Source organism: Cognatundibacterium jejuense (assembly GCF_014284255.1).
Taxonomy (GTDB): Bacteria; Pseudomonadota; Gammaproteobacteria; order Burkholderiales; family Burkholderiaceae_D; genus Undibacterium; species Undibacterium jejuense.
Window position 1 is genome coordinate 143762 of record NZ_JACOFV010000013.1, and the last position, 15885, is coordinate 159646.

Below are 15885 nucleotides of genomic sequence, written 5' to 3' on the forward strand. Positions count from 1 at the left end.
CCCGTTGGGCAGACTCTAGATTATCATCATACTAATTCACGGGAGCAGGTCACTTTCAATCAACGGATACAAATAAAATTTAAGGTGGTAGCAGACGATGGCGGATAACGAAATTTCTGGAATCAAACTCTTATTGAACGCAGCAAAAAGCTTAATAAAGCCAGCAGCTCTTGGATTTAAATTAGGATTTAAGTTTTTTGATACGAACTTCAATCTATTTTTAACAGACGAAATTGAAAAGAAAAATGAAAAATATATTATTGCAAGTTTGATTTTTTTGCTATGTTTGCCAACTATTTTAATGGGAATAGTTATAACAATATTATTGGGGACTGCCTTTCCGAGTCTTTGGGAATTTTCCTTGATATATACAGCAGTTCTTCAAAGCCCAGTTGCAGTGTTGTTATCCCCATTTCTTTTATTGACTATTTATCTTTCTTTGGAGCTGCTTGTAGCGTTTTTTTTCGCAAAAAAAATAGTTGAAGAAATCAGCGTAGACTTTAGAAGCGTTTTTATATTTGGTGTGCTATCAATATTTGCAGCGATTTTTTATGGAACCTTATCAATGTTCATCGGAGAACTTTGTTCGCACATAGTAATTATCTCCCCAAAACCAACGCTACTTCAAGGTAGTTTTACAGTGGTTACATCTGTTTTTTGCGATCTATTATTTATCATATTTGGTGCAATTAAATACTTTGGGTTTATTCGTAGAAAAATTAAAACCGAATTAGGTCTAAAAGATGAGGTAGTTCTAAAGCTATTCAGCTCATCATCTAAAATATATCCTATCGCCTTTTATTTATTCGTGGTCACAGGAAATCAATTTTCTGCTGAGGCATTGCATCACTTTAGCTCTAAAGCATTGACTGAAGAAAATAGACGTATGCTTGATGCCAAGAAAAACCCGATCATTATTACAACAAACTTTTGTGTTTTAAGAAATGATGAAGTCGTATGTGCAATGACTGTTATTCCTCAGCGTTATCAAGACTATACTTTGTATGCCAACTGGGATGGGCGAGTTGAAAAAAGTATAGATAATCAAGGATTAATTCCAATAGTTGTTTCTACAAGATGGAAGCCAACTACAAATCAAAATACTATTATTCCTACTATTCATTTGGAATCTAACAAATTAATGGACTTTGAATTGTCAGCAAGCAAAAATGAGGCATGTAAGCTTGACAGTAGCAGTGTTGCAAACGAAACAGCAATTTTTTTTCAAGTTTCAGGTCGCTCTGATGAATATAACTTACCCCGACCACTAGAGGTCCGTATGAAGCCGAATAACGAAGAAGCCTTCAGAAATATGCTTAAGACCATATGCAATATATGACATTCTACAAATATGTAGAGTCCTCCTAGCGGCGGCAGTAGGCAAGTAAATGCAATTTACTAATTGATAGGTGTGGAAAGGCTTGTCTGTGCAGAATGTAGATTCAGAATGTTCGTATTCTGACGAAGCAGACTAATACTTAGGTTGGTATTTTCGATCTCCCATCTTAGTATATGAAAGACAATCCGCTCTACGGTATATCGTAAATTTTCGTTGGCGATCGAGAGTGGCTGAATTAAGTTTTCAGGAAATGGATCGCCATGTATTAATTTGTTCCGGACATCTGAAAGTCCCAAAATTCCATTGGTGCTGAATATAGGCCATAGGTCAGTAAGATTTATCGAATATTTTTTACAAAATGCCTCAAACGCATCTCTGAGCGATACGCGATTTAGTTCATTAAGCTTTTTATAGATGGTGGCTCTTTGGTCTGAAATAAGTTCGGGATCCGATGATTTCTTTATGCAGCATTGCAAATAATCTCTTAGTTTTTTCCACTCGATTTCAGGCAAAACAAACTCCATGTTTTCGCTTTTTCTGAAGTCTGAAACCAGCGTTTCCAGTGCCGCAAATAAACTCAGAAACGAATTCTCTATCGTTTTTGATTTGGAGGTCACGGTTGCATGTAGTGCACTGCGAAGAGCCAACTTATTTTTAAACTGAGAAAAAGTTGGATAGCACCTTTCAACGAACATCTGGAAATGTTGAATGTCAACTATTTCGTCGCGTTCATCAGCGCTATCTTCTGGCTTCGGAAATGCATAATTTCCTCGATAAAATGTTGTCAATGATTGGTCATCTGATGCAGTCCAGCCCAGGCACATTGTTCTATGCCTAGTGGCAAATGATGTCAATAATAGGAAGTCATCGACATCTTCAAGAGCTCGAGTCTTTATCGATTCTACGTCATCAGCCGCACTTTCCAATTCAGCACCGGCAACTAAATATGACCACTGAATGAGATTTTTATTTTTTTCCGTTTTGTTCCGAAAGTGGTTTGCAAATGAGATTTTTAACCCATCTCTCAGCGTGAATTCGAAATTCCGTACGGTCTCGTACTTGACTTCCCCAGTGTACGAGGTGGTACAAATCGCGCTAGGTGTGAGTGTCTTATTTTGACTAATCCAGAAGGCGATCTTGGTCCTGTTTTTATTAGATTTACTGCCGTGAATATATTGAACAATATGTAAATCTTGTGGCTCGCCTGGCATTGTCGTTTCAGATAAACCACCACCCAAAGCTCTGCGTGAAACATTGGAAAAATATACTTCTGGGGCATCTATTGCGAGTTCGGTTTCTCCACTTAGTGAAATTACCCTAGCTTTTAACGCTGCTTTCCACAAATGAAAAATTTTCCCTGCCTCATGTTGAGCTGGCTTGAGAACTAGATACGGTTTTTCGTAAATCCGCTCAGGCAAGTATAACTTACAAGACACTCCTTCGACCTCAACGCCATCCGTAGACAGCGTGGCGTTAACAAGGTAGTTTTCTTCACGATTGAAATTAAATTGGAAAGTCATGGTCAATTTTCTTTTACTTGTATTTTGGCCGCTTGTAATTTAAGCGTCCAGCGGGGTTCTGTCCGTCGTGTTTCCTTAACTAACTGGGATTGGCAGTACTGCTCCGCGCACGCATTTTTCACATTAGCGATTGGGCGACCAATTTTTCCCGAATAGCTCATCTAAATACTTTTCCAATATTACTATATATAAAAATCAATCAGACCAAAGCCAGGCGATCAGGATCAGTGCCGTCAAGATCATTTGCTACTCCAAATAAGGCATAGTCTCTTGGTTCCAACATTCCTGCTGCAATCAATTCCCTCCCAAGCTTTTTCAAGTCATTCTCAGCAAGCTTAATCACATAAGCACCAGCCAGAATTTTTCTTCTGGTATCGCGTTTTCTTTCCTCTAAAGCCTCACGATTTCTCGTTTGCTGAATACGGGCTTCTAGTTCTGCTTTCTGCTGAAGTAATTTATTCAAATTCGGTTTGCTCATTTTTTTTAATCTCCTGTTTTTATTGTGTGAGCGTTGACATTTCATTTTCACACTGTAGTACTAGGAATAACAAACAAAAAAGAAACGTCAAGAGCAAAAGGCAAAAAAATAAAACAGCGAAATGCGCACTTATACATTGAGGATAAATCTCTCAACGTGTGCTTAAAGCTGAATGCGCAAACAAAGACGTTCAGGAGAATTAAATATGGCTATATACCATTTGAGTGTAAAAATTATTTCAAGGTCCAGCGGGAGAAGTTCAACCGCTAGTGCAGCATATAGAGCTGGCCAAAAAATCCACGATCGCCGCACGGGTCAATTTTTTGATTACACCCGCAAAAAAGAAGTGTCGTATCGCCGTATCTTTACACCACCCAATGCACCGCAATGGATGAAAGACCGTGAACAGCTTTGGAATGCTGTAGAGCAGTCCGAAACCAGAAAGGATGCACAGGTAGCTCGTGAGATAGAAGTCGCCTTACCGATTGAATTAAGCCCTTCACAGCACATTATTTTGCTTGAACGATTTGTGCATACACAGCTCACAAGCAGGGGCATGATAGCCGACGTTGTTATTCACAATAAGCCAGGCAATCCACATGCACATATTTTGCTAAACACTCGTGAAATCAATATCACTTTTGATGGCTTCGGCAAGAAAAATAGGGAATGGAATAGTAAAGAGCAATTAGAGGGATGGCGCGAACAATGGGCGAGTCACTGTAATAGAAGGCTGTCAATTGCAAGTAGCAAATCCCGCATAGACCATCGCAGCTTGCAAGACCAGGGGGTGGACCAAATTCCGACTGTGCATGTCGGCGCAAATTGCCATGCGATGGATAAACGAGGCATTACCTCAAAACGAAAGGCACTCAACACACTAATTCAGGAGAAGAATATGAGTAACGAAAAAAGTAAACAATTAATCGCTTCATTGAAATTGGAGGGTGAAGCCGATCCAATCCAGCAAGAAATTGTTCAAGCAAAAAAATCCAAGCATTTATTCTTAAACCCAACCGACACAAAGAACAGTAGAAAATACCGCGAAGCGATTTTTGCCAGAACTTACATTCCGATTTTGTTGGAGATATTTGCCAGCGATTGCAAAGGAGTGGACGAGATTGAAACCGAGATTGGCACATGTTTTCAAATCAATCTCAATGGTGGCGGAAAAATTTATGACTATGGTAGTCAAATCAAAATAGCGAGTGGCACGGACGAAGAAATCAAAGTAGCGATTAGATTAGCCGTAGAAAAAGGCTGGCAAGGGCTTCACCTGACAGGCAGTGACGAATTCAGGTCCGAAATTTTTCTCCAAGCAGTTTTATCAGGGGCATTCAGACCAGAACAAATTACAGGCTATAAACCGACTAAACGAGATTTGGAGATCATCAGTGACTACAAACCTGCATTGAAGATTGCCAATGATACCAACATCATTAAAAGCTATGTAGTTGACAAAACAGATGGTAGTGGAGCTGGTGGAGCAGGACAGGTTCATCTTCCACGATTGAAAATTTGATTTGTCCAAGTGTCCAGGCAGTCCGTGTGTATTTGCATTCTTCAGGGATGCAAATATTATTGATTACATTGTAAAAAATTAACTTCAGCTAATTGGTTCTTGAACGATAAATTGCTTAAGTATCAGTCGGCTATAAGTGTCCTGAACGCCTGCTCGCTCCCGCAATGATTCTATCAACCTCATTAAATCTATCTGGTCAGTACATGCCACTTTTAACATATAGTCGGAGCTTCCAGTCATTAAGGTTGCTTCTAGTACTCCAGGGATTGATGCAATCACGCTTTCAAAATAGGCAGCAGTAGTCCCTGTCGCTAGTTTCACATCAATGATCGCCTGTACATTCAAATCGAGTTCAGTCAAGCTAATGTTAGTGGTAAAGCCTAAAATTATTTTCTTTGCAATTAATTGACGTACTCGCTCTGACACTGCGTTAGCACTTAAAAATATTTTCTCTCCCAATTCTTTATAGCTCATTCGCGCATCGCTTCGCAACTTTGCGATAATTACTCTGTCAATTTTGTCCATCGCTTAGTTTTCCTCTGTTGGCAATGCTATTTTGCTTATTTTTACGCGGTTAATTTTAAATTGAAAAGGATATAATTTGTATTTGACTTCTAGCTATTTTATCGTCCCTTCTGTGCATAGGTTTAGCATTAATCATGCTGACCGCATTCAACGTTATTGAGAGAGTTTTAGATATGAGTCAATTATCCAACGCTTATAGGACTTTTAGTGTCGTTAGTGGCAGATTATGCTTTGTTATCGGCCTATTCATTATTTTTACGTTTCAGCTTGTTTGCAATGACGTTTTTGCAATGAACCAACAAATCAGTCCTGCTGCACCTTCCGCCCCATTAGGCATTCCGTTACAGATTAAAGCGACAGACGGTACTAAAATATTTGCGATACATTATTCAGCGGTCGCACCGCGTGCATTGATTCTGTTTTTTCATCAAGGGAATTCGAACTATGCCGAGTACTACAACATCGCTCCCCGTTTAATGAGAGAGGGGTACAGCTCGCTTGCCATTGACGAACGTCACGGTGGCGATGCATTCAATAAGATCAATGAGACTGTAAAATTTCAAGGAAAAGATTCGAAAAATATTGATGCATTTCCTGATTTAGAAGCCGCATTAAAATGGGGGGCTACACAAAATTTACCAATTGTAGTTTGGGGGAGCAGTGATTCTGCTTCACTAGTGTTTGGCTTGGCAGCGAAATACCCAAATAGGGTGAAAGCCGTACTTTCTTTTTCTGCGGAAATGACCGATGTTGAACAAGATGGATGGACACAAGCTGCGGCGTCAAAAACCATTGCACCAGTATTCATTACTTCTGCAGCAACGCCAACTGAAGTGTCCGCAGCACACGCGTTATTTTCGGCGGTTGGAAGCGTTAGGAAAGTCCATTACGTAGCAAAAACAACGAGCATACATGGTTCATCTACGATTGATCACACACGAAATCCAAATGGGGCTGAAGCGAATTTGTCAGTAGTTCTTAATTTTCTAAAAGAGATATTTTAGATTCGATACTGATAAGTAATTCTCAATTCAGGTAAAGCCATTAGTTACCTGAAGAGCTTCGTTTATGTCGATAAAATTATTTAAAATACAATAAAAGGCAGGTGGGGATGGTATAACGCACTAAGTTTTAGGTCATATTAGCGTTAAGGTGTTCATCCTTGACTGTAGCTGTATAAATTACTTTATTCCACAGTAACCACTTGAAAGAAATTGTACAAGCTGTTGCCCGTAACTGGATAATTTATTAAAATTCAAGAAGCAAATTTTCATTTCTCGCATAGCCCAATCATCCGCTAGTTCTATACCTGATAGTTTTCCAGCTTGGATGTGCTCCTCAGCAGCACTATGTGGTACTACGCCAATCCCGACTCCCGCTGCCACCATGCGGCATATTGCATCAAAACTACGCACATGTATCCGAACTTTTAGCCGCTGCCCCATCTGGGTCGCCATCTGCTGTAGAAAAATTTGAATGGCCGAGTCAACGTCAAGACATACAAAATTGTGAGTTAAAGCGGTACTAAATGGAATAGATAATTCGTCCGCGAATTTACTATTTTTTGGCACGACTAAAATCAAACGATCAGTTCGAAATGGTAAAAATTCCAGTCCCATAGTGGGGATGTTGCCAGCCATTATCCCTATATCTGCAACGCCTTCCATTACCGCTAGCGCAATGGTATTACTGTTGTGTTCTTGCAGATCAATATTAATACTCGGATTGTTAGCTAAAAAAGTAGAGAGACTTTCGGGTAAGTATGAGTTGATTGAATTGGTATTTGCATAAATACGCAAACTTCCTTTTACTCCTAAGGAAAACTCATTTAAGTCAGCATGCATACGCTCAAGATTTGAGTGAATTTTTCTGACATGACTTAAAAAATTTTCTCCTGCGGCAGTCAATTCAACACCCTTTGCCAGTCGTTCAAAGAGAGGAACTCCTAGCGCTTCTTCTAAATTTTTTAAACGCAAACTTGCTGCAGATACGGATATGTGCATTTTCTCGGCACCGCGTGTCATATTGCCTGCTTCGGCAATATGCATAAAAAGCTTCATGTCTACTAGGTCGTATCGCAAGGGTTCTATTTTCTCAAAGACTGTCTTCTAAACTTACAAATTCCACAAATTATCAATTCATCTGATTATGGGCGCATGTAAAACACATTAACTGGAAATCTACGAATCGTCAATTATGAAAAACGACCACATTGAATTGAGCAAATGGCTGGGGAAAACTGAAGTTATCTGTGACGTGATTTCTCAAGCTCCATACGCTGCCTTGTCCGCAACTTTAGATCGACAAGGAAAACTGGCTGAACCGGGCTTGTCCTTACCCCCACTTTGGCATTGGCTCTATTTCTTGCCTAAACATTTACAGTCTGAAATCGGATTAGACGGACATGCAAAATTAGGATCATTTTTACCTCCGGTGACCTTACCACGACGAATGTGGGCAGGTGGGCGATTTAAATTTAATGCCCCTGTCTGTATTGGCGATGCAGTATCCCGGACATCTGAAATTGAAAGTATTACAGAAAAAATAGGACGAACAGGATCATTGATTTTCGTTACTGTACGTCATGATATTCGCATCTCTGGGTCAACTGAAATAGCGCTGTCCGAGTGGCACGATATCGTTTATCGCGATGCCTTAAAAGTGAATGATACTCCTACAATCCCATTGGCAGCACCATTATCTTCAGCTTGGGAACGTAAGTGGATTCCTAGCGAAGTGCTCCTCTTCAGATATTCAGCTCTGACCTTTAATGGGCATCGTATTCATTACGATCGAAGTTACGTCACTCAAATAGAGGGCTATCCAGGGTTGATAGTACATGGTCCATTAATTGCGACATTACTAGTGGATTTACTTCGTTGGAACTACCCAGACGCAGAACTTATTAGTTTTGAATTTAAGGCAATTCGTCCTACGTTTGACCTGCATCATTTTTTTGTCTGTGGTGAGCCTTTGAAGGATGGCAAAACTATTCATTTGTGGGCCAAAGATCACGAGGGTTATCTAACTATGGATGCAATTGCGGAGATTAAATGATGAAACCGTTAACTGGAATTACCATCGTGACGCTTGAACATGCCATCGCGGCACCGTTTGCAACCAGACAATTAGCCGATCTTGGTGCACGCGTCATAAAAATTGAACGTCCAGGGGGGGGCGATTTTGCGCGGGGATATGATGAACGGGTGTGTGGTTTGTCGTCTCATTTTGTTTGGGCGAATCGTTCCAAAGAAAGTATGACGTTGGATGTCAAAACAGAAGAAGCTCAAGTCATCTTATCCCGGTTGATTTTGGAGGAAGCCGATGTCGTGGTGCAAAATCTTGCACCAGGTGCCGCTGCCCGTCTCGGACTGTCATACGAACTATTGTCGTCTAAAAAACCTAGCCTTATCGTATGCGACATTTCTGGATATGGCAATGATGGTCCGTATCGCGACAAAAAGGCATATGACTTATTGATTCAGAGTGAATCCGGTTTTTTGTCAGTCACAGGAACCGAAGAGGAACCGTCAAAAGCAGGTCCCTCCATTGCAGATATTGCCGCCGGTATGTATGCCTATACAAATATCTTAACGGCAGTATTAGAACGAAATAAAACCGGGAAGGGGAAGCATATCGATATTTCCATGCTTGAATCGTTAGTTGAATGGATGAATTTTCCACTCTATTTTTCTTATGAGGGAGCTGCTCCGCCGAAACGCTCCGGTGCAAGCCATGCCACTATTTATCCCTACGGACCATTCCCTACAGGAGATGGGAAAACGGTCATGTTCGGACTGCAAAATGAAAGAGAGTGGTCCGCATTTTGTAGCAAAGTTCTTCGACTACCTGATCTGGCATCAGACGCTCGTTTCGTTACTAACAGCGGACGCAGTGAAGGGCGTGTTGTGCTGCGAAAAATTATTGTCAATGCGTTCGCTAGCTTGACGGCAGAAAAAGTGATTGACCTGCTTGACGCAGCCCAAATTGCGAATGCAAGGGTCAATGACATGCAGGCGGTGTGGGAACATCCTCAGTTAATGGCGCGTAATCGCTGGCAAGAAATTGACTCTCCTGTAGGTAAGTTACCCGCCTTGCTACCGCCCGGTTCAGACGCTAGAAATGTTCGCATGGATGCAGTTCCAGCACTAGGAGAACACACTGAAGGAATTTTGGTGGATCTGGGATATACACGCGAGCGAATCAAACTGCTGCGACAAGCTAATGCTATTTAAAAATTTATACAATAACAGGAGACCATCATGAGTTTTTTTAAACATACGCTTTATTCCATCGTCTTAATTCTAGGATCAATTTGTATCACCCCTGCGAATTCTAGTCCTATCGTCATCAAATTTAGTCATGTGGTGACACCAGATACACCAAAAGGAAAGGGGGCCGAATATTTTAAGAAATTAGTGGAGGAGCGAACCAAGGGTAACGTTAAGGTTCAAATCTATCCCAATAGTCAACTTTACAAAGACAAAGAAGAGCTGGAGGCGCTGCAATTGGGTGCCGTTGAAATGTTAGCCCCTTCATTGTCAAAATTTAGCCCTATGGGGTTTACTGCATTTGAACTGTTTGATCTCCCCTACTTATTTAGCAATTACAACGATTTGCACAAAGTAACTAATGGAAAAATAGGCCAACAACTACTTACATCATTAAGTACAAAAGGTATTAAGGGGTTAGGGTACTGGGACAATGGTTTTAAAGTAATGAGCGCAAATAAGCCTTTGGTTGCGTTGAAAGATTTTCGTGGAAAAAAAATGAGAATACAAAGCTCACGAATACTTGATGCTCAAATGAGGACCTTAGGTGTCAGTCCGCAAGTGATGGCCTTTTCTGAGGTGTATCAAGGTTTGCAGACAGGGGTTGTCGATGGTACTGAACAAACCCCCTCGCAAATTTATACGCAAAAATTTTTCGAAGTTCAAAAATTTATTACCTTAACAAATCATGGATATCTAGGATATGCAGTGGTCGTTAATAAAAAATTCTGGGACGGTTTAACGCCGCAGATTCGGAGCGTTCTGGAGGCCGCGATGAAAGAATCAACCGACTACGTCAATAAAATTGCGGAGCAAGATAATCAAGAGTCGCTGGCTAAAATTAAGGCAAGCGGACGTACTCAGCTATTAGCATTGACGCCAGAAAATCAAAGTAGTTTAAAGGCCGCACTCACCTCAATCTATCCGGAACAAGAAAAGCGTATTGGTAAAGATGTGCTAGACGCGGTCCGTAAAGAACTCGCGACTAATTGAAATCGTCAATTTATGAGCAGCCAAGAACATAACGATATTTTGAATAAGTAATAAACTTAGATATGAATGTTGAATAAATTTATATGAAAGAATATCCGATCACCTACCTATTTGTTCCTGGAAATCGCCCGGACCGTTTTGATAAGGCACTTGACTCAGGGGCAGACGCCATTATCGTTGATCTTGAGGATTCAGTTTCTTTAAGCGATAAGTCTTTGGCAAGGGATGCCTTTGCCAATTGGTTTGAGCGACGTCGAGATCATTCCGAGCGGATTTTACTCCGAATTAATGATGCGCAATCGTTTGATTTTTCAACTGATCGAGAATTAGTTCATGCGTCCGGAGTAAAGGGAGTAATGCTGCCTAAAGCCGAGAGTTACGATCAGGTGGAATCACTTGTGTCGGTGCTCCCTGCGGATGGATTTGCCGTGCCAATTATTGAATCTGCTAAAGGCGTTCTGAGCTGCGCGCGTATAGCGATGAGCAGTCTCGTTCAACGACTCGCTTTCGGCAATCTCGATTATGCGACAGATCTCCACATTTCTGCGGATACAAGCAATCTGGCTTATCCCTGCTCTGTGATTACCATTGCTTCTCGGGCAGCTGAACTTTTAATGCCAATTGCAGGAGTTACTCCTGAAATTCATGATGACGTGATAATTTCAAGTGATTCTTCGTTCGCTTACCGGTCTGGATTTGGTGCAAAGCTTTGCATTCATCCACGACAAATTGAATTAGTGCGCCAAGCTTTTGCCCCAAGTAATCAAGAGCTTATTTGGGCTCAACAAGTATTAGCACTTTCAGAGACATCCGCAGTAGCACAATTGGATGGCAAGATGATCGATCGCCCCGTCCTAATTCGCGCTCAGTCCATTTTGCAATACTACAAATAATTCTAAATAGAATACTGGAGACATGTATGAAGTACCTCAATCGTTTAGAGGAGTCGTTAATAACCTCTTTAATGATATCCGCTACCTGCATCATTTTTATCGCTGTATTGCATAGGTTTGCCTCAACCATCCCCGTTCCATTTATTCAAGATCCATTATTGGCACTTAATTTGAGTTGGGCCCAGGAACTTTGTGTCTTCATGTTTGTGTGGATGGCAAAATTTGGTGCTGCTTATGGAGTAAGAGAAGGAATTCATGTTGGTGTCGATGTGTTATTGAACCGCTTGCATCCTAAGAACCGCCAAAAATTAATTCTATTTGGACTTTGTGGTGGGATGCTGTTTACCGCAACCGTGGGCACATTAGGGGCTATGTTTGTATGGGGCATTGCTCATACAGATCAAATTTCCGAAGAGATTCATATACCAATGTGGCTTATCTATCTTTGCATTCCTTTAGGTTCATATTTGATGTGTTTTAGATTTTTCGAGGTGGCGATTGTATTTTTTAGAACCGGCGATTTACCTCACCACGACATTGCACATGTCGAAGGTTTAGAAAATTACGAAGGTGCAAAATGAATGCGATCATTATTTTTGCACTGTTAATTGGCTTAATTTTGACCGGGATGCCAATTAGTATTTCACTGGGGCTTACTGTACTAACATTTTTATTTACGATGACCGATGTTCCTATTACATCGGTTGCGTTGAAACTTTTTACTGGCCTGGAAAATTTCAGCATCATGGCCATTCCGTTCTTTATTTTAGCGGGGAGTCTGTTAACTCAGGGTGGGGTGGCTAGACGGATGATTCATTTCGCAACAACCATGGTTGGTCATTTTCATGGCGGCTTGGCGCTGGCGGGCGTGATTTCCTGTGCATTATTTGCAGCAATTTCTGGATCATCCGTGGCCACAGTTGTTGCGGTCGGTTCTATTGTATTGCCAGCAATGGTCAAACAGGGTTTTCCCAAGAAATTTGGCGCTGGTGTTATTACGACGAGCGGAGCTTTGGGAATACTTGTACCCCCATCTGTTGTTATGGTGTTGTATTCTGTATCGACCAACACGTCCGTTGGCAAGTTGTTTATGGCAGGAGTTATACCAGGATTGATGTTGGCAAGTATGCTCGGATTAACTACGTGGTGGATTGCGCGTAAAAATAATTATCCGCGAATGAAGAGGGCGAATTGGGTAGAACGGTGGAATGCATTTAAAGATTCAGCATGGGGCTTCTCTATTATTATATTGGTCATTGGAGGTATTTATTCTGGTCTTTTTACCCCAACGGAGGCGGCCGCGGTTGCAGCTGTTTATGCATTTTTTGTCGTTGTTTTTGTGTACAAAGACTTATCGCTTAAGAATGTCCCAAAGGTAGTTCTTGATGCCGCTAGTTTATCTGCTATGTTGTTATATATCATTACTAATGCAGTATTGTTTTCATTTTTGATGACAAGCGAAAATATTCCGCAACAAATGGCGGATTGGCTTACCTTACAAGGGCTTGGTCCGGTTGCGTTTCTTCTGGTAGTCAACATTTTGTTGCTAGTCGCTGGAAATGTAATGGAACCGAGCTCTATCGTTTTGATTATGGCGCCAATTTTATTTCCAGTAGCGGCAAGATTAGGCATTGATCCGATTCATTTCGGTGTCTTGATGATGGTGAATATGGAGGTTGGTATGTGCCATCCCCCGGTCGGACTCAACCTTTATGTGGCGTCTGGTATTACTAAAATGGGCATATCTGAGCTCTCGGTTGCGGTATTGCCGTGGTTATTTACAATGGTCATATTTTTGCTGCTCATTACCTATGTCCCTATGATTTCTTTAGCGCTGCCAACATTGTTAGGAATGTAGATTATTAATCGCATTGAAGAATAACGATGTAACATTGAGCGGGGGAAGGTTATATTTTTCTAGTTGCTTGCCTTGCTTGATACTATGATTGGGGCGCTAATAGAGCAGTCGAAATCAATCGAGAACTGATCAATGGAATTTCAATTTGGCCATTTTCAGAATGCAATTGTTAGTGCTTTTATTTAATTTATTCATTGTCTGTTTTATTTACCAAGGAGGATTTATGAGCAAGTTTTTACTTTCCCTATTCTTATCGGTTTTTATTTTTTTTGCGAACACTGCATTAGCTGCGACAGGTAGCCATGGAACTGCTGATGAAGCGGTAGCAATGGTAAATAAAGTTATTGCATTTATGAAGATTAACGGAAAAGACAAAACAATCGCAGAAGTAAACAATTTACAAGGGCGCTTTCGTGATCGGGACCTATATATCTCCATTAATGACATGAATGGGATTAATCTTGCGCATGGTGCGAATGCAAGAATACAAGGGAAAAATTTGCTTGAGATGAAAGATGCTGACGGCAAACCTTTTTACCGCGAACGTATTGAGATGGCAAAGACGAAGGGCGAAGGATGGCAAGATTATAAATTTGTAAATCCTGAGACTAAGCAAATTGAAAATAAGGCAATGTACTTTAAGAAGCAGGGGGATCTCATTATAAACTGTGGGATATACAAATAAGCAGTTTAAAATCAACGTTAGTTAGGGGCATCGATTTTATCGTAAAGGGTTATTTTGGTGTTTTAGCGCAATATTTTTTCTTGGATTTAAAAAACAGATCTACATTTTGGGTAATGCTCATTTAAAGCACTGACATCCGTTAAATACCTGCTTATGAGGCACTAAAAAATTGTTTCGGATATCAATTCGTTTCTTGCACTAATTTCGATGGGGGAATACTCATGAAATTGATTATCTTGTGTCTGCCGCTATTTGCAATTACAGGAACAGCGGTCGGAGCGGAAATTCTTATTGCTGGATTTGAGTATTCTCCATTTTCAATAGTGAACAATGCCAATCTTTCCGGTATTGGCGCGGACATTCTGAATCATTTGATAGAAGACTCGGGAAACATAAAAAAAGGCACTTCTGTCGTTTCTGTCAAGCGAATGATGTTAATGGCAAAAGAGGAAAACATAGTCTTTACCACTCTCACTCGTACAGTCGATCGTGAGGTACAGGTGCAATGGATCGGAAAAATATCCGATGATATGAATTGTTTTTTTACATTTAAAGATCGGCCGATCAATTCTGTTGAGGATGCAAAAAAATTAGTTCGTATCGGTGTCAACGCTGGAGGATTAACGGAAAAATTTTTAGTAGATAATGGATTCAAAAATATTGAGGCACTTTCAAACAATACTTTAAATTTCAGAAAAATTGCCGTCTCTCATATCCCCGCTTGGCATACCTCGGAAATCGTTGGTAGGTATACGGCAATTAACGCTAACGCAGATCCCGGAAATTATGTCTGTAATGGTAATGTGCATAAAACCAATTATTGGATTGCCGCTTCATTAAAAACCGATAAATCCATTGTTGATAGCATGAGACTAAAGTTTTCAGAAATGGAACGATCAGGTGAAATTACGAGAATTATTAATGGATATTTAAAGTAGGGCTTTGGAGGGTATGCGGAATTTTGTGTAAACGGGTTTTCTTTTAAGCGTGGTATATCCGATCTTCAAGCTGCATCGTGAAGCGGTTGCGCTCGTTTTTCCAGTACAGCAGCGGCATCGTCCACTTCGTACTGATATTGTTGCGCGTCAGGTAAAGCAATGTGTACTGGCGAGGTCGTCAGTCGGAAATGAACTGCGGGTTTTGATCACTTTGCGCAGGCTCATATTAATCGATACCATGGCGTCGGTGGTGTGAATGGCTTTGCGATTTTTTGGCTGGTAGTCAAAGAACGGCGTGATGAGATGAGTGCCCAGTTGCGTCGCCAGGATAGCGATGGTCTGGTAATCCTTGCCCCATTTGGTCTCAAATTGTGTGAGCATGTGTTTTGCCTCATCGAACGTTCAATATCGGATGCGCGCCAACATCACTTAATCTTTATTGTTCGGGACTTTCACCCTTTACTCCGTACCACTCTGCCGGCGTACTTAAAACTTTTTACATCCTCGAAATTTCTCATATTGCTAAAGGCTGTGGTTTTAAACTGTAAGCACCCGGTGAAGTCATCTTGAAGTTAAGAGCGTAAGCGTAGATGATCGTGTCCACTTATTAAGTGGACACTTGTACATGATGGAAGATGGAATCGATACGCCTAGACGGCGTCGGCGACATAGTGCCGAATTCAAGGCTCAGGTAATTCAAGCCTGCAAACAACCGGGAGTTTCAATTGCAGCTACAGCTTTACGTTACCAGTTAAACGCCAATCAGGTCCGCATTTGGATCAGGGCTCATGAACAATTGACGATACAGTCGGCGCAAGCTACACCAGTCACCTCAGTTCCTGAATTTATTCCAATTCCATTAC

The 15885-nt window shown here is 41.0% G+C and carries 17 protein-coding genes; 12 read left to right on the plus strand and 5 right to left on the minus strand.

Annotated features, from left to right (window positions below):
• The first annotated feature begins 97 nt into the window (after nt 1-97).
• Nucleotides 98-1339, plus strand: a complete 1242-nt coding sequence (locus H8K32_RS14470; protein WP_186913245.1) for a hypothetical protein — start codon at nt 98-100, stop codon at nt 1337-1339.
• Nucleotides 1340-1398: 59 nt separating this feature from the next.
• Here H8K32_RS14470 and H8K32_RS14475 read toward each other — a convergent pair whose 3' ends face one another.
• Both H8K32_RS14475 and H8K32_RS14480 read right to left on the minus strand, forming a co-directional pair.
• Nucleotides 1399-2859 carry a hypothetical protein gene (locus H8K32_RS14475; RefSeq protein WP_186913246.1) on the minus strand — a complete coding sequence of 487 codons (1461 nt, stop codon included), beginning with the start codon at nt 2857-2859 and terminating at the stop codon, nt 1399-1401.
• Between the two features lie 199 nt (nt 2860-3058).
• Entirely contained in the window at nt 3059-3337 is a 279-nt protein-coding gene (locus tag H8K32_RS14480; protein ID WP_186913247.1) for a mobilization protein, read from the minus strand.
• Between the two features lie 172 nt (nt 3338-3509).
• Here H8K32_RS14480 and mobQ point away from each other — a divergent pair, with 172 nt between their 5' ends.
• The gene (gene mobQ, locus H8K32_RS14485; RefSeq protein ID WP_186913248.1) at nt 3510-4859 is read left to right on the plus strand and encodes a MobQ family relaxase; all 1350 of its coding nucleotides are present in this window, start codon (nt 3510-3512) and stop codon (nt 4857-4859) included.
• A gap of 84 nt (nt 4860-4943) precedes the next feature.
• On the opposite strand, the gene H8K32_RS14490 is transcribed toward mobQ, so the two are convergent.
• Entirely contained in the window at nt 4944-5384 is a 441-nt protein-coding gene (locus tag H8K32_RS14490) for an Lrp/AsnC family transcriptional regulator (protein WP_186913249.1), read from the minus strand.
• 134 nt (nt 5385-5518) lie between these two features.
• Here H8K32_RS14490 and H8K32_RS14495 point away from each other — a divergent pair, with 134 nt between their 5' ends.
• The gene (locus H8K32_RS14495) at nt 5519-6388 is read left to right on the plus strand and encodes an alpha/beta hydrolase (RefSeq protein ID WP_186913250.1); all 870 of its coding nucleotides are present in this window, start codon (nt 5519-5521) and stop codon (nt 6386-6388) included.
• A 177-nt stretch (nt 6389-6565) separates the two neighbouring features.
• On the opposite strand, the gene H8K32_RS14500 is transcribed toward H8K32_RS14495, so the two are convergent.
• On the minus strand, nt 6566-7444 hold the full coding sequence (locus H8K32_RS14500) for a LysR family transcriptional regulator (RefSeq protein WP_281388557.1): 879 nt from the start codon (nt 7442-7444) through the stop codon (nt 6566-6568).
• A 136-nt stretch (nt 7445-7580) separates the two neighbouring features.
• Between H8K32_RS14500 and H8K32_RS14505 the strand changes: the two genes are divergently transcribed.
• The 8 genes from H8K32_RS14505 (at nt 7581) to H8K32_RS14540 (ending at nt 15022) form a co-directional block, all read left to right on the plus strand.
• Nucleotides 7581-8441 (plus strand): HTD2 family dehydratase, encoded by an 861-nt coding sequence (locus H8K32_RS14505; RefSeq protein WP_222613123.1) that lies wholly within the window; start codon nt 7581-7583, stop codon nt 8439-8441.
• Nucleotides 8441-9619 (plus strand): CaiB/BaiF CoA transferase family protein, encoded by a 1179-nt coding sequence (locus H8K32_RS14510; RefSeq protein WP_186913252.1) that lies wholly within the window; start codon nt 8441-8443, stop codon nt 9617-9619. The genes H8K32_RS14505 and H8K32_RS14510 overlap by 1 nt, the downstream gene beginning before the upstream one ends.
• 27 nt (nt 9620-9646) lie before the next feature.
• Nucleotides 9647-10648 carry a TRAP transporter substrate-binding protein gene (locus tag H8K32_RS14515; RefSeq protein WP_186913253.1) on the plus strand — a complete coding sequence of 334 codons (1002 nt, stop codon included), beginning with the start codon at nt 9647-9649 and terminating at the stop codon, nt 10646-10648.
• Nucleotides 10649-10731: 83 nt separating this feature from the next.
• Entirely contained in the window at nt 10732-11541 is an 810-nt protein-coding gene (locus H8K32_RS14520) for an HpcH/HpaI aldolase/citrate lyase family protein (protein WP_186913254.1), read from the plus strand.
• 26 nt (nt 11542-11567) lie between these two features.
• On the plus strand, nt 11568-12122 hold the full coding sequence (locus H8K32_RS14525) for a TRAP transporter small permease (RefSeq protein WP_186913255.1): 555 nt from the start codon (nt 11568-11570) through the stop codon (nt 12120-12122).
• The gene (locus tag H8K32_RS14530; RefSeq protein WP_186913256.1) at nt 12119-13399 is read left to right on the plus strand and encodes a TRAP transporter large permease; all 1281 of its coding nucleotides are present in this window, start codon (nt 12119-12121) and stop codon (nt 13397-13399) included. The genes H8K32_RS14525 and H8K32_RS14530 overlap by 4 nt, the downstream gene beginning before the upstream one ends.
• A gap of 223 nt (nt 13400-13622) precedes the next feature.
• Nucleotides 13623-14084 (plus strand): cache domain-containing protein, encoded by a 462-nt coding sequence (locus tag H8K32_RS14535; protein ID WP_186913257.1) that lies wholly within the window; start codon nt 13623-13625, stop codon nt 14082-14084.
• A gap of 221 nt (nt 14085-14305) precedes the next feature.
• Nucleotides 14306-15022, plus strand: a complete 717-nt coding sequence (locus H8K32_RS14540) for a substrate-binding periplasmic protein (RefSeq protein WP_186913258.1) — start codon at nt 14306-14308, stop codon at nt 15020-15022.
• A 147-nt stretch (nt 15023-15169) separates the two neighbouring features.
• Here the strand turns inward: H8K32_RS14540 and H8K32_RS14545 are convergent, their stop codons facing one another.
• Nucleotides 15170-15403 (minus strand): transposase, encoded by a 234-nt coding sequence (locus H8K32_RS14545; protein WP_186913259.1) that lies wholly within the window; start codon nt 15401-15403, stop codon nt 15170-15172.
• Nucleotides 15404-15647: 244 nt separating this feature from the next.
• Here H8K32_RS14545 and H8K32_RS14550 point away from each other — a divergent pair.
• A partial coding sequence (locus H8K32_RS14550; protein ID WP_186913260.1) for a transposase occupies nt 15648-15885 on the plus strand: 238 nt, incomplete at its 3' end.